This window comes from Pseudoalteromonas sp. 11L1 (assembly GCF_055397545.1).
In genome coordinates this window covers 1,928,176-1,942,024 of the sequence record NZ_AP041141.1, presented here as the reverse complement: position 1 = coordinate 1,942,024, position 13,849 = coordinate 1,928,176, and the positions used below count along the sequence as shown (strand labels likewise).

Below are 13,849 nucleotides of genomic sequence, written 5' to 3'. Positions count from 1 at the left end.
CCTTATGGTGCAACTGCTTGCATCATTAATCCACAAATATACGCCATATATGTACCTACACCATAGCCTAGTACTGCTAATAAAACGCCTACCGGTGCCAGTGATGGATGAAACGCAGCGGCGACAACAGGGGCCGAGGCCGCGCCACCTACATTGGCCTGAGAGCCAACAGCCATGTAAAATAACGGCGCTTTAATTAGTTTAGCAACAATCAGCATTAAGCTGGCGTGAGTTAGCATCCAAATTGCACCAAGCACAAAATACATTGGTGAATCAAAAATCGCCATCACATTCATATGCAGGCCAATTGATGCTACTAAGATATATAAAAATGCTGATGCCACTTTAGACGAGCCAAAGGCTTCGATATGACGCACTCTAGTGAACGATAAACTAATGCCTATAGTGGTCGATATAACAATAAGCCAAAAGAACTTACTATTTAAACTGTATTCTTTTGCCCAAGCATAGTTATTGGCAAAGAACGGTCCTAAAATATCAGCACAAAAATGTGCTAAACCAGTAATACCAAAGGCAATAGCAATAATCATCATGTAATCATTCAGCGTTGGCATACGGGCATGCTCTGCATGGTATTTTTCAACACGCTGTTTTAAATCTTCAATCGCAGTGGTATCGGCCCCCGCTTTGGCATCAATCGCTTTATGGTTAGCCGCCATTAATAATAATACCGCCATCCATAGATTAGCCACAATCACATCAACAGTAACCATAGCAGAGAAGATATCACCGCCAACTTCAAACATTTCTTTCATAGACGCTTGGTTTGCGCCGCCGCCAATCCAGCTGCCAGCAATAGTTGTCATACCGCGCCAAACCGCATCTGGGCCATGTCCGCCCACTGCTTCAGGGTAGACGGCACTCATGATTAAAATAGCTAATGGGCCACCAATCACAATACCAGCGGTTCCTGTTAAGAACATAATTAATGCTTTAGGACCTAGGTTAATAATCGCTCTTAAATCAATGCTAATGGTTAATAAAATTAAACACGCAGGTAATAAATACCGCGAGGCAACGTAATACACACTCGATTGCGAGCCATCAACAATACCAAAGGTATTTAGCAACGATGGTAAAAAATAACACAGCAATAATGCAGGCACATATTTGTAAAATGCGACCAGCCCTGGGCGCTGACTTGACGAGGTTTTAAAAATAAAGCCTAAAATAATCGCTAGTAAGCCAAGTACAACAGCATCATTGGTGATTAAGGCAGTTTGGGGATCAGCCATAACGTTTCCTATTTTTATTTTTAATGGTGGGTCTTATGATTATCTTCAAGTTCTTCGATTTGATGTTGGATGACTTCAATAGCAGGGTCGTCGGGACACTCATCAACAAAAAATTGTAAATCATCTCGTGCCATTTTAGGGCATCCTAGCTGATTTAGTAAATAGCCTCTGTCGCGTCGCTCATAGGGATCATCCCCTAGCATTTCCATTAACAAATCAACGCAAGTTAACGCATGACCAAATTTGTTCTCACTAATAAAAGACCATTTTTGTTGCGCTAAAAATAATTTATATACTTCGTCTTCAAAAATAAGCTCAAGAGGCTCTTGCTCTTGTGCATTATCTTCGTTGGTATTTTCAGGAATGATATACCAGCTTTGTTGACCACTACTTGGCTCAACAATGTACCCTTCATCATCGCTCATTGCGACGTGAATGCCCACTTCGCCTTGAGTTATGCTTACACTAGCATCAAGTTTTGCGTGCTGTAAAAAATGGCATAATAAAATAGCTAAGGTAGTGGGTGTACCACTGCGCATAGACAAGGTGTAGCTAATACTGTTTAGCTTGTACTCAGGTACTTTAAGGCTTGACGCACTAAATAACCACTGACTGTAAAAACAATCAAGTAATTGTTCTAAACGCTCGTGCATGTCGCGTGTTTGCGAACAAATAGTCTTTATTTGTTGCTCAAACGCGGTCAATATTTCAAGACTTGGTGTTAAGTCTATTTGAGGGTCCCATTTAGCTTCTGCTTTAATACAACGATATATTGCCGGTGGCAAAAAGTCATCGTAGGCATCTTCTATATAAGATTCATCGTGTTCATCAAACCCGAGGGTGGTCATTCATACTACAACATTCTAGAAAACGAACACGTAGTTTACCTAATTTTAAGGTTAGATACCAATAATCAGAAATGAAATAAAGAGGCAAGCTTTACACCATAGGTGTAAAGCTTAAGCAAATATTGTTAATTACAACAATAGCGGGGCTTTAGCAGTTGCTAAAAAGCCAATAGCTAAGATAACCGCAGTGTTAAACACTAAAAACATAACTTTAGGTAATGTTGTGGTTTGCTTAGCACTAATAATCCCAACGGCGATATAAATAACCACCAGCACAATTTTTTCTAATAGCCAAAGTTGCTCTAGTGGGTTTATTTTAGCCATGGCCATTAAAGTAATAGCCGAGATAATTAGTAAGGTATCTATACTGTGGCTACCAATGAAAACCACTTTATTTTTAGCAAGGCTGCCACTGCCCATGCGAGAAAAAGAACGTACGTAAAATAAAATAATACTCACTAGCGCAATCGCCATGTGCGTATGTTTTAATGCTAAATAATCCATGTTTATTTTTACTTCTGTTTAGTTATGTGCTTTATCAGGAAAGCGTAAAATTACCGCTTCAAGTTCTTCAAGTTTATCATTGAATACATCAACAAGTTTAGGATCAAAATGCGTACCTTTGTTTGCATTGATCTCAGCAACGGCTTCTTCAAGTGTCCACGCACCTTTATAACACCGTTTATGACGCAGTGCATCATACACATCGGCCAATGCCACTATGCGAGCATAAATATCGATACTCTCGCCTTTTAAGCCGCAAGGGTAACCAGACCCATCCCATTTTTCGTGATGTTGCTGTGCAATTAAGGCCCCTGCACTGACTATTTTACGCGGTGAATCTTTTAAAATGGCGTAGCCTTTGCCTGCATGGGTTTTCATAACTTCCCACTCATCACTGTTTAATTTACCGGGTTTATTTAAAATAGCATCCGGAATACCTATTTTACCCACATCATGTAAAGGCGATGCAAAACGAATTAAATTCGCTTGCTCTTCAGATAATCCATATCCTATTGCTAACTCATAACAAATATAAGCAACCCGCTTTACGTGATTACCCGTCTCGCATGAGCGTTGTTCAACCGCTTCACTTAAACGATAAACAAGTTCTTGTTGGGTAGCTTCAACTTCAGTATGTAATTGTACATTTTCAAATGCCAACTGCACATTTTGAGAAAAAATTTCGATTAGATTTCGTTGCGTATCTGTCAGTTTCGATGGCACCCCGGATACAAATAACATCGAATTATGATTAAACTTACTACTACAATAGGCAAACAAATAGTCATCTTTGTACACAATTGCTTTGTTGGCTAAGGCTTCTTGACACGCTAAGAGTTGATCTGCTGCTAATACTGATTCAAGCTCTTCCCCTTCGCGCTTAGCAAAATCACCGGTGCCAGAGCAAACAATCAGTTTCTTGTTTAATTCCTCTGACGGATTTTGCGCAACTAAGGTAGTGGCGTACATGGCTTCGTCGGCCACGTTAAGTAAAGACGTTAGCTGCTGCATCACTCCTTCAATAAAATTATCCATTGAATGAGTTGCAAAAATATTGCGAGAAGCAGTGATTATTTTTTCTAGGCCTTCACGTGACTGCTCAATAGAAATAATATCGCGATACGAACGAAGGCTAGCCATCATAACGGTGAATAGTTTTTGTGCGGTGAGTTCTGTTTTAGATTTGTAGTCATTTATGTCGTAATTGACAATGACTTGACGCTCCGGCGCTTGACCTGGTTGCCCTGTACGTAAAATGATACGAATGTAATTATTTTTAACGGTATCGCGTATGTACTTCGCGACTTGCAAACCAGCGTCGTCTGTTTCCATTACAACATCGAGTAGGATGATGGCTGCATCTGGGTGCTCATCAATTAACTTTTTTGCCTCTGCGCCTGAATATGCGCTTATAAATTCCAACCGTTTATCTTGGAACTTAAAGTCACTTAAAGCTAAACGTGTAACAGCATGAACCTCAGGCTCATCATCAACTATTAAAACTTTCCATGTCCCTTGCTCTTCACATGCTACTTCAGGTGGTTGTTCATTTGAAAATAAAAAATCTTCCATCACATAGAATTCCTTAAACCATATGCAAACAAACAACGGAGCTATTAAAAATAATTTAAGGCCATTGTCCGAACGTTACGCGGTCATTATTACCAAGATCTTTCACTGTGCTTACATTTATAAACGCCATTTGATTGAAAATATGACGTACAGCTGCACTTTGCTCAAATCCGTGTTCAATTAAAAGATAGCCATTAGAATGTAAATAGTCACGTGATTGTGTAATTATTTGTTTAATATCAGCTAATCCTGCATCATCCGCAACTAATGCAGACAAAGGTTCAAAGCGAACATCGCCTTGATGCAAGTGTACATCGTCATGTTCTATATAGGGTGGATTGGTTACAATTAGATCAAATTTCTTGCTTTTTAACGCACTAAACCAGTTACTCTGCTCAACAGTCACATTATTAATAGCTAATCGCTGTTGGTTGCGCTTTGCCAACGCTACCGCATCATCAATACGATCAACAGCAATAATATCCCATGAGGGCATTTCGCTTCCAAGCGCCAATGCTATTGCCCCTGTGCCAGTGCCTAAATCAAGTACTTTCGCGTTTTTAGGCACTTCGCACTCAAGCGCAAGTTCAACTAAGGTTTCTGTATCAGGTCGAGGGATAAGTGTTGTTGGGTTCACTTCAAGCTGCAAACTCCAAAATTCACGACAGCCGGTAATATGCGAAACAGGTTCGCCTTGTAAGCGACGTTCACAGGCACGTTGAAATGCCTGATACTGCTCATCTGTGAGCTGTTTTTCAGGCCAAGTAAATAAATAACTTCGTGGCTTTTGTAAAATATTGAGCAGTAAAACTTGTGCATCTAACTTTGCGCTATCACTACTTGATGCTAATAAATTAGCACCTGTAGCAATAGCGTTTTCAACAGAAGGGGTCACGATTAATCGTCGCCCATTGCAGCAAGTAAATCGGCTTGATGCTCTTGCATTAGTGGCTCAACAACGGCGCCTAAATCACCTGCTACCACTTCATTAAGACGATAAAGCGTTAAGTTAATACGGTGATCGGTAATACGACCTTGTGGATAGTTGTATGTACGAATACGCTCAGAACGATCGCCGCTACCAACTAAGTTACGACGTTCTGATGCTTCAGCAGCATGACGCTTTTCATCTTCAGCTTGCTGAAGGCGCGCAGCCAATACCGACATCGCTTTAGCACGGTTTTTATGCTGAGAGCGCTCATCTTGACACTCAACCACCACACCCGTAGGTAAATGGGTAATACGAATGGCAGAGTCGGTTTTATTTACGTGCTGACCACCCGCTCCCGACGCTCTAAAAGTATCAACTTTAATATCGGCAGTATTGATTTCGATGGCTTCTGCTTCTGGTACTTCAGCCATAACAGCTACAGTACATGCTGAGGTATGTACACGGCCTTGAGACTCAGTTTCAGGGACACGTTGTACACGGTGAACGCCTGATTCAAATTTTAATTGTCCGTAAACACCTTCACCGCTGATGTTAGCAATTACTTCCTTATAACCACCGTGCTCACCTTCGTTGGTGGTAACAACTTCTACTTTCCATTTTTTTGTTTCTGCGTAACGGCTGTACATTCTGAATAAGTCGCCAGCAAAAATAGCCGCTTCATCGCCCCCTGTTCCTGCACGAACCTCTAAAAACACGTTATTATTGTCTTTTGGATCTTTAGGTAACATTAAAACTTGAATGTCGTCTTCTAAAGTCGAAATCTGTGCTTTTGCTTCTTTATATTCTTCTTGTGCCATTTCGCGCATTTCAGGGTCTGAATCTTTAAGCATTTCTTCAGAGCTGCTCAAGTCTTCTTGTGCTTGCTGGTAAGCTAAAAATGTTTTTACCACCTCTTCAAGCTCAGAGTATTCTTTTGAAAGAGCACGAAAGCGGTTTTGATCACTAATGACCGATGGGTCACTTAGTAACGCTTGTACTTCTTCATAGCGCTCAACTAAGGTTTCTAATTTACGATAAACGGACTCTTTCATTTAACTGTTATTCCTGATCTATACCTAACATTTTTTTTAATTGATTTAGCTGAGCCACTTCACCTTTTTTCGCTGCATCTTGGATGGCACGGGTAGGCGCGTGCATTAAGCGATTGGTTAACTTATTGGCTAGCTCTAAAATTACTTTTTCTGCATTTTTACCTGTATTTAGCTGGCTAAGGGCCCTATCTACAAGTTCTGCTTTTGTAGTTTGTACATCATTACGGTAGTGGCGAATTAAATCCACTGAATCAAGTGAACGCAGCCACATAAAAAACTCTTTGGTGCGCTCACTAATAATAATTTGTGCTTGTTCTGCCGCTTGCTCACGTGCAGCCATGTTTTCGCTAACAATGGCTTGTAAGTCATCAACAGAATATAAATAAGCGTCGTCAAGCTCTCCGACTTGGCTTTCAATATCGCGTGGTACAGCAATATCTATAAATAGCATAGGCTTATAACGACGTTGTTTCAGTGCTTGTTCCACCACCCCTTTACCAATAATAGGTAAAGTACTGGCAGTGGAGCTAATAACAATATCGGCTTGGTGTAATCGTTCTGGTAATTGTGCCAAGGCAATAACATCTGCTGACACTTCATCCGCTAAGCCGCGAGCGCGTTCTATTGTTCTATTAGCTACCGTTATTTTTTGTGGCTCATTTTGGTATAAATGTTTTGCTACCAGCTCAATGGTTTCACCAGCACCAATTAATAGCACCTTGGTTTTGTCTAATTTGCCATAAATATGCTTTGCAAGATTAACCGCAGCAAACGCAACCGAGACTGCACTCGCACCAATGTTAGTTTCGGTGCGTACTTCTTTTGCCACTGAAAAGGTTTTTTGAAACAAACGATCAAAAGTTACACCCACCGCATCGTGGGTTTTAGCACTGTTATACGCTTGCTTTATTTGCCCTAAAATCTGTGGTTCACCTAATACCAGCGAATCAAGCCCGCAGGCTACACGCATTAAATGGTTTATTGCTGCGCTGTCTTCATAACAGTAGATGTTTTTACTCAGTTCATGTTCATCTAAACCATGGAAACTGGCTAACCATTGCAACAATGTTTGGGAATTTTGTTGCGCAAGGCTACAATACACTTCAGTGCGATTACAGGTAGATACAATAACCGCTTCATTAAAGTCGGCATGACCACTTAATTGCTGTAGCGCCTCTGAAATTTGCTCAGGCGAAAAGGCCACTTTTTCTCGTAAATCTACGGATGCGGTTTTGTGATTAATACCAAGTGCTATTATGGTCATATCTGCCAAATATTGCTGAGCCCTACTTCATAGGCGGCAATTTTATCAAAAATCTCAGGAATATGGAAAGTAAGGAACAACATTTGACTCGACAATATTTTATTTTAACCCTGTTAATTATTTTTTTAACGGGCTGTGCCAATAAAAACAACTACAATACAAAAACTTACGAAGACTGGAAGTTACGTCTTAGTACACAAAAAACTTGGCAGGTGGAAGGTAAATTAGCGTTTATTAGCCCTGATGAGCGCCAATCTGCTAACTTAAATTGGCAACAAACACAAAATAGTAATCATTTAGTGTTAACCACATTTATTGGCACCCGAATTTTATCGCTCAAACAAACCGCAGTGGGGGCTGAATTAATATTTGATGATCAACAGTTTTTTGATACTAATGCGAGTAAACTTTTACAACGCTTAACGGGGTTTACTTTACCGGTAAATAACGCCGGTCAGTGGTTAAAAGCCACTATTGACGATCAAACCTTAGAAGTCGATCAATTAGGCCGTGCTAAAAGCGTGTTATGGTTTGATGACGCTGGCAAAAAATGGCAAATAAACTACACCAGTTACATACAAAAACACGGTTTTTGGTTACCTAACGCGCTAACCTTAACCCATCAAAAGATTAAAATTAAAATCAAACTCTACGATTGGCAGTTTAACTAATTATGAATACTCCCTTTGAACTTTCGCTGATTGCGCCGGCGAAGCTAAATTTATTTTTACATATTAATGGTCGCCGTGATGATGGCTATCATGAATTAGAAACCCTGTTTACATTTTTAAACTATGGCGACGAGCTCCATTTTACGCTTACTAATGATAAAAATATTAGTATTAGCGGTGACACTCATGGCATTGCACTAACTGACAACTTAATTTATAAAGCAGCTTTATTATTGCAAACTCAGTGTAAAGTGAATTTAGGTGCAAAAATAAATTTAACTAAACGTTTGCCTATGGGCGGAGGTGTTGGTGGTGGTTCATCCGATGCCGCAACAACACTTTTAGCGCTGAATACACTGTGGAATACCGCTCTTACACTAGATGAACTTGCAGATTTAGGCTTGAAGCTCGGTGCAGACGTACCTGTATTCATTAAAGGTAAAAGCGCCATAGCACATGGCATTGGCGAGCAATTAGAGTATGTTAAATTGCCACAAAAATGGTACTGCGTTGTTTTTCCAAACCAGCATGTCAGTACTGCACAAATATTTACTCACCCCGATTTAAAACGTGACACGCCTAAACTTTCAGGTGACTGGCAACAACAGGTTTTAACTAACGATTGTGAGCCTTTAGTGAAAAAGCTGTGTCCCGAGGTTGAAAAAACCCTGCAGTGGTTGCTAAAATACGCCCCATCAAAGATGACCGGAACAGGTTCATGTTGTTTTGTTGAATTTGCTAGTCAAGTTCAAGCACAAGATGTACTTGCTAACCTCCCCCATACTTGGCAGGGGTTTATCGCATCAAGCGTTAATACTTCTCCTGCTCACACGGAGTTAGCCGCCATCATTGATAAATGAAGTAACGTACAAGTAATCATAAGTTAACCTACTTTGTTCATTCAATGTAAGTTAGTCCAAAAATTCAGTGCCTGAGGAACCCTACCGTGCCTGACATGAAGCTCTTCGCTGGTAACGCAACACCTGACCTAGCTCAAAAAGTTGCAAAACGTTTATATATTGAATTAGGCGATGCTGTTGTTGGCCGTTTTAGTGACGGTGAGATCAGTGTTCAAATTAATGAAAATGTTCGTGGCTCGGATGTTTTTATCTTACAATCAACCTGTGCCCCTACTAACGATAACCTGATGGAACTTATCGTTATGGTTGATGCGCTACGCCGTGCATCTGCCGGTCGTATCACTGCTGTTATTCCTTATTTTGGTTATGCTCGTCAAGATCGTCGTGTACGTTCTGCGCGTGTGCCAATTACAGCTAAAGTGGTTGCGGATTTCTTATCAAGTGTAGGTGTTGACCGCGTTCTTACGGTTGATTTACATGCTGAGCAAATCCAAGGCTTCTTCGATGTACCAGTAGATAACGTATTTGGCAGCCCGGTATTATTAGAAGATATGAAAAACCGCGACTTTGATGACGTGGTTGTTGTATCTCCTGATATCGGTGGTGTTGTACGTGCCCGTGCAATTGCAAAACTATTGAACGATACCGACCTAGCTATTATTGATAAACGTCGCCCTCAAGCTAACGTTTCTCAAGTAATGCATATTATTGGTGACGTTGAAGGTCGTGATTGTATTATTGTTGATGACATGATTGATACCGGTGGTACATTGTGTAAAGCAGCTGAAGCTCTTAAAGAGCATGGTGCTAAACGTGTATTTGCTTACGCTACTCACCCTATTCTTTCTGGTACAGCTGCAGAAAACTTACGTAACTCTGTGATTGATGAAGTGATTGTAACTGACTCAATTCCACTGTCTGACGAACTAAAAGCGCTTGATATTGTTAAAGTATTAACACTTGCAGATATGTTAGCAGAGACTATTCGTCGCATTAGCAACGAAGAATCTATCTCGGCAATGTTTGAACATTAAAGTTAAACATTAATGAGTATAAAAGCGCCTTTTGGCGCTTTTTTTGTAGGTGATGTTTATTTTATAAACCCGCAGTGGTATGATAGCGCGCCTTTTGGCTAGGGACCTTGGTCGCAAAGGCCCTAACACTTTTAATTATTGGAGACATCATGTCTAACACAACTTATACTTATGACGCTGAACTTCGCGTAGAAACTGGTACTGGTGCGAGCCGCCGCCTACGTCGCGAAGACAAAGTGCCGGCAATCCTTTATGGAGCTGATAAAGAAGCTTTATCGCTTACTTTTGAACATAAAGATATGATCAAAGCACAAGAAGACGAAGGCTTTTACACTCACATCCTTACATTAAATGTAGGTGGCGAGAAAGTTGAAGCTATCTTAAAAGATATCCAACGTCACCCTTTCAAGCCTAAGCTTACTCACCTTGATTTCCAACGTGTAGACGCAACTCACAAACTAGTAACTAAAGTTCCTTTACACTTCATCGGTGAAGATAAAGTAACTAAGTTAGGTGCAACTGTTGTTCACCAGTTAACTGAAGTTGAGATTTCTTGTCTTCCTAAGTCACTTCCAGAATTCATCGAAGTAGACGTATCTGATCTTGTAGCTGGTGATTCAATCCACCTTACAGATCTTGCGTTCCCTAAAGGTGTTCAATCTGTTGAGCTTGGTAAAGGCGAAGGCCACGATCAGTCTATCGTTACTATCAAAGCTAACAAAGCAGCTCCAACTGAAGACGACGCTTCAGACGCTGCAGAATAATATTTAAGGTCTCGCACCTTGAATTCTATTCAAATGCTTGTGGGCCTGGCTAATCCAGGCCCCGAATACGCAAATACACGCCACAACGCAGGTGCTTGGTTCATTCAAGAACTCGCTGCACGCTACAACTGCACGCTAAAACACGACCCTAAATATCACGGCCTTACTGGCAAAGTGATTATTCAAGGCAAAGAATTCAAATTACTGATCCCCACCACTTACATGAACTTAAGTGGCAAAGCGGTGAGTAGTTTAGCCAATTTTTTTAAAATCCCAGTGGAAGACATACTTGTCGCCCATGATGAATTGGATTTAGACCCAGGCGTTGCCAAATTAAAAAAAGGCGGCGGACATGGCGGTCATAATGGCTTAAAAGACATTATTGCAAAAATGGCAAATCAAAAAGACTTTATGCGCTTACGCATAGGTGTTGGTCATCCAGGACATCGTGAAATGGTCACCGGTTGGGTGCTTGGAAAAGCAGCCAAGGAAGATCAGGAAAAAATGGATGCCGCAGTTGATGAAGCAGTTCGTTGTATGGAAATACTTGCTAAAGACGGTGTGTTAAAAGCACAAAACAGACTACATTCGTTTAAACCCTAATTTTTAGGGGTATACGTACACACGTTTTAAACGAATCTAAACAAGGTATCTTACTATGGGTTTTAAATGTGGCATCGTTGGCTTGCCTAATGTTGGTAAATCAACACTTTTCAATGCATTGACTAAAGCGGGTATTGAAGCCGCTAACTTTCCTTTTTGTACCATTGAACCTAATACAGGTGTGGTACCGGTGCCAGATCCTCGCCTAGACGAACTTGCTAAAATTGTTAACCCACAACGTATTCTTACAACAAGTATGGAATTTGTGGATATTGCAGGTTTAGTTAAAGGTGCATCGAAAGGTGAAGGCCTAGGCAATCAGTTTTTAGCAAATATTCGTGAAACAGATGCGATTGGCCATGTAGTTCGCTGTTTTGAAGATGAAAACGTTATTCACGTAGCCGGTACTATTGACCCTGCGGATGACATTGACGTGATCAACACTGAGCTTGTGCTTGCTGATATGGACAGTGCTGATAAAGCAATTTTCCGTAATGCAAAAAAAGCAAAAGGCGGTGATAAAGACGCAAAAGAGCAAAATGCAGTACTTGAAAAAGTAAAAGTGCATCTTGATGAAGGCTTAACTTTACGTTCTTTAGCACTAACAAAAGAAGAAAAAGCAGCAATTGCGCCTATTAACTTCTTAACCATCAAACCAACTATGTATATTGCCAATGTAGCAGAAGATGGATTTGAAAATAACCCACTACTTGATCGTGTACGTGAAATAGCTGCCGCTGAAGATGCGGTTGTTGTGCCTGTGTGTGCTGCTATTGAGTCTGAGCTTTCTGAGCTTGAAGATGAAGACAAGTTAGAGTTTATGGCTGACCTTGGTCTTGAAGAGCCAGGACTTAACCTTGTTATTCGTGGCGGTTATGAATTACTGCACTTACAAACCTACTTTACTGCGGGTGTAAAAGAAGTTCGTGCATGGACTATCCCTGTGGGTGCAACAGCGCCACAAGCTGCAGGTAAAATCCATACCGACTTTGAACGTGGCTTTATCCGTGCACAAACAATTGCTTTTGATGACTTTATTGCATGTAAAGGCGAAAGCGGTGCAAAAGAAGCAGGTAAAATGCGTCAAGAAGGTAAAGAATACATTGTTAAAGATGGCGATGTAATGAACTTCTTGTTCAACGTATAATTAAACACTGCACCACCTTGAGTGGCTAATTGTTTTGAAAGGCTCGTTTTTACGGGCCTTTTTTATTTTCAGCCGAATAAAAACAATAATTAGTCTACTCTTCCCGTAAGCTCAGAATTGTAAAACAAAGCTATAATTACAATGCCCCGCTCATAAAGAGTGTTAAAAAAGCAACGTTTTAATTAAAAAGTAGCCGGTTAGCCTATTTTTCCTGCAAACAAACCAACTTAAGTGTTTTTTTGCAAAAAAGGTGTTGACGAATTTGGGGCATATCAGCATAATACGCCCCGCACTCAGCGATGAAGTGCTAACAAAAAAGATGGCTAAGTAGCTCAGCTGGTTAGAGCACATCACTCATAATGATGGGGTCACAGGTTCAAATCCCGTCTTAGCCACCATTTGTTTTTTGTTGCTCAATGAAGAGTTTAAAATAACTACCATTTCTTTGATTAATTCAAAGTGATAATGCGGGAGTGGCGGAATTGGTAGACGCGCTGGATTTAGGTTCCAGTATCTTAGGATGTGAGAGTTCAAGTCTCTCCTTCCGCACCATATTCTTGATAAGAATTAAAACTATCAATTGTTTATTGTTGGGATATCGCCAAGCGGTAAGGCACCAGGTTTTGATCCTGGCATTCCCAGGTTCAAATCCTGGTATCCCAGCCAACAATGGCTAAGTAGCTCAGCTGGTTAGAGCACATCACTCATAATGATGGGGTCACAGGTTCAAATCCCGTCTTAGCCACCATTTCTTTTCTAGAAGTGGCTCTGCAAGAGTTAAATTGCAACTCAATGAAGAGTTTAAAATAACTACCATTTCTTTGATTAATTCAAAGTGATAATGCGGGAGTGGCGGAATTGGTAGACGCGCTGGATTTAGGTTCCAGTATCTTAGGATGTGAGAGTTCAAGTCTCTCCTTCCGCACCATATTCTTTGATAAGAATTAAAATTATCAGCAATTTCTTAGTTGGGATATCGCCAAGCGGTAAGGCACCAGGTTTTGATCCTGGCATTCCCAGGTTCAAATCCTGGTATCCCAGCCAACTTCTTCTACCAAAGAACGTTGAATTAAGAAAGCTCTGTTAAGAGTATAAATATAAGCCTGTATGCGGGAGTGGCGGAATTGGTAGACGCGCTGGATTTAGGTTCCAGTATCTTAGGATGTGAGAGTTCAAGTCTCTCCTTCCGCACCACATTCTTGATAAGAATTAAAATTATCGGCAATTTCTTAGTTGGGATATCGCCAAGCGGTAAGGCACCAGGTTTTGATCCTGGCATTCCCAGGTTCAAATCCTGGTATCCCAGCCAACTTCTTCTACCAAAGAGCGTTGTATAAGAAAAC

General features: G+C 40.7%; 13 protein-coding genes and 8 tRNA genes. 14 read left to right on the top strand and 7 right to left on the bottom strand.

Annotated elements, in window-relative coordinates; translation table 11 throughout:
• Window positions 1–2 precede the first annotated feature (2 nt).
• The 7 genes from ACZ5WS_RS09045 to hemA all read right to left on the bottom strand — a co-directional run bounded on the left by ACZ5WS_RS09045 (window position 3) and on the right by hemA (window position 7,427).
• Window positions 3–1,256, bottom strand: coding sequence for a DUF819 family protein (locus ACZ5WS_RS09045; RefSeq protein WP_138608930.1), 1,254 nt, complete (start codon window positions 1,254–1,256; stop codon window positions 3–5).
• 20 nt (window positions 1,257–1,276) lie between these two features.
• Window positions 1,277–2,104, bottom strand: a complete 828-nt coding sequence (locus ACZ5WS_RS09040; protein ID WP_198523429.1) for a tetratricopeptide repeat protein — start codon at window positions 2,102–2,104, stop codon at window positions 1,277–1,279.
• A gap of 129 nt (window positions 2,105–2,233) precedes the next feature.
• Window positions 2,234–2,608, bottom strand: coding sequence for a SirB2 family protein (locus ACZ5WS_RS09035; RefSeq protein ID WP_054202473.1), 375 nt, complete (start codon window positions 2,606–2,608; stop codon window positions 2,234–2,236).
• Between the two features lie 18 nt (window positions 2,609–2,626).
• On the bottom strand, window positions 2,627–4,180 hold the full coding sequence (locus ACZ5WS_RS09030) for a DUF3369 domain-containing protein (RefSeq protein WP_464711494.1): 1,554 nt from the start codon (window positions 4,178–4,180) through the stop codon (window positions 2,627–2,629).
• A 55-nt stretch (window positions 4,181–4,235) separates the two neighbouring features.
• Window positions 4,236–5,075 (bottom strand): peptide chain release factor N(5)-glutamine methyltransferase, encoded by an 840-nt coding sequence (prmC, locus tag ACZ5WS_RS09025; protein ID WP_178956295.1) that lies wholly within the window; start codon window positions 5,073–5,075, stop codon window positions 4,236–4,238.
• A 2-nt stretch (window positions 5,076–5,077) separates the two neighbouring features.
• The gene (prfA, locus tag ACZ5WS_RS09020) at window positions 5,078–6,163 is read right to left on the bottom strand and encodes a peptide chain release factor 1 (RefSeq protein WP_178956296.1); all 1,086 of its coding nucleotides are present in this window, start codon (window positions 6,161–6,163) and stop codon (window positions 5,078–5,080) included.
• A gap of 7 nt (window positions 6,164–6,170) precedes the next feature.
• Complete coding sequence (hemA, locus tag ACZ5WS_RS09015; protein WP_175610046.1) at window positions 6,171–7,427, bottom strand: glutamyl-tRNA reductase; 1,257 nt, start codon at window positions 7,425–7,427, stop codon at window positions 6,171–6,173.
• 83 nt (window positions 7,428–7,510) lie between these two features.
• On the opposite strand from hemA, the gene lolB reads away from it, so the two are divergent.
• The 14 genes from lolB (at window position 7,511) to ACZ5WS_RS08945 (ending at window position 13,815) form a co-directional block, all read left to right on the top strand.
• Complete coding sequence (gene lolB / locus ACZ5WS_RS09010) at window positions 7,511–8,098, top strand: lipoprotein insertase outer membrane protein LolB (RefSeq protein WP_138608924.1); 588 nt, start codon at window positions 7,511–7,513, stop codon at window positions 8,096–8,098.
• 2 nt (window positions 8,099–8,100) lie between these two features.
• Window positions 8,101–8,958 (top strand): 4-(cytidine 5'-diphospho)-2-C-methyl-D-erythritol kinase, encoded by an 858-nt coding sequence (gene ispE, locus ACZ5WS_RS09005; RefSeq protein WP_054202471.1) that lies wholly within the window; start codon window positions 8,101–8,103, stop codon window positions 8,956–8,958.
• A gap of 86 nt (window positions 8,959–9,044) precedes the next feature.
• The gene (locus tag ACZ5WS_RS09000; protein ID WP_008115168.1) at window positions 9,045–9,992 is read left to right on the top strand and encodes a ribose-phosphate pyrophosphokinase; all 948 of its coding nucleotides are present in this window, start codon (window positions 9,045–9,047) and stop codon (window positions 9,990–9,992) included.
• A gap of 149 nt (window positions 9,993–10,141) precedes the next feature.
• Window positions 10,142–10,756, top strand: coding sequence for a 50S ribosomal protein L25/general stress protein Ctc (locus ACZ5WS_RS08995; RefSeq protein ID WP_010388341.1), 615 nt, complete (start codon window positions 10,142–10,144; stop codon window positions 10,754–10,756).
• An 18-nt stretch (window positions 10,757–10,774) separates the two neighbouring features.
• A complete protein-coding gene (pth, locus tag ACZ5WS_RS08990) occupies window positions 10,775–11,359 on the top strand; it encodes an aminoacyl-tRNA hydrolase (protein WP_008115166.1) in 585 nt (194 codons plus the stop codon).
• A 55-nt stretch (window positions 11,360–11,414) separates the two neighbouring features.
• Window positions 11,415–12,506: a redox-regulated ATPase YchF gene (ychF, locus tag ACZ5WS_RS08985; protein WP_008115165.1), complete on the top strand. Its 1,092-nt coding sequence runs from the start codon at window positions 11,415–11,417 to the stop codon at window positions 12,504–12,506.
• 321 nt (window positions 12,507–12,827) lie between these two features.
• Window positions 12,828–12,904: transfer RNA gene (locus ACZ5WS_RS08980), tRNA-Met, on the top strand.
• 69 nt (window positions 12,905–12,973) lie between these two features.
• Window positions 12,974–13,058, top strand: a tRNA-Leu gene (locus ACZ5WS_RS08975).
• Window positions 13,059–13,097: 39 nt separating this feature from the next.
• Window positions 13,098–13,172, top strand: a tRNA-Gln gene (locus ACZ5WS_RS08970).
• A 5-nt stretch (window positions 13,173–13,177) separates the two neighbouring features.
• Window positions 13,178–13,254: transfer RNA gene (locus ACZ5WS_RS08965), tRNA-Met, on the top strand.
• 95 nt (window positions 13,255–13,349) lie between these two features.
• A tRNA-Leu gene (locus ACZ5WS_RS08960) sits at window positions 13,350–13,434 on the top strand.
• A gap of 41 nt (window positions 13,435–13,475) precedes the next feature.
• Window positions 13,476–13,550 (top strand) — tRNA-Gln (locus ACZ5WS_RS08955).
• 65 nt (window positions 13,551–13,615) lie between these two features.
• Window positions 13,616–13,700, top strand: a tRNA-Leu gene (locus tag ACZ5WS_RS08950).
• Window positions 13,701–13,740: 40 nt separating this feature from the next.
• Window positions 13,741–13,815 (top strand) — tRNA-Gln (locus tag ACZ5WS_RS08945).
• Window positions 13,816–13,849: the final 34 nt, after the last annotated feature.

Coding starts and splice junctions, on each gene's coding strand:
- hemA (WP_175610046.1), bottom strand. CDS start 7,427: ATGACCATAATAGCACTTGGTATTAATCACAAAACCGCATCCGTAGAT.
- ychF (WP_008115165.1), top strand. CDS start 11,415: ATGGGTTTTAAATGTGGCATCGTTGGCTTGCCTAATGTTGGTAAATCA.
- ACZ5WS_RS09035 (WP_054202473.1), bottom strand. CDS start 2,608: ATGGATTATTTAGCATTAAAACATACGCACATGGCGATTGCGCTAGTG.
- ACZ5WS_RS08995 (WP_010388341.1), top strand. CDS start 10,142: ATGTCTAACACAACTTATACTTATGACGCTGAACTTCGCGTAGAAACT.
- ispE (WP_054202471.1), top strand. CDS start 8,101: ATGAATACTCCCTTTGAACTTTCGCTGATTGCGCCGGCGAAGCTAAAT.
- ACZ5WS_RS09030 (WP_464711494.1), bottom strand. CDS start 4,180: ATGGAAGATTTTTTATTTTCAAATGAACAACCACCTGAAGTAGCATGT.
- ACZ5WS_RS09040 (WP_198523429.1), bottom strand. CDS start 2,104: ATGACCACCCTCGGGTTTGATGAACACGATGAATCTTATATAGAAGAT.
- prfA (WP_178956296.1), bottom strand. CDS start 6,163: ATGAAAGAGTCCGTTTATCGTAAATTAGAAACCTTAGTTGAGCGCTAT.
- ACZ5WS_RS09045 (WP_138608930.1), bottom strand. CDS start 1,256: ATGGCTGATCCCCAAACTGCCTTAATCACCAATGATGCTGTTGTACTT.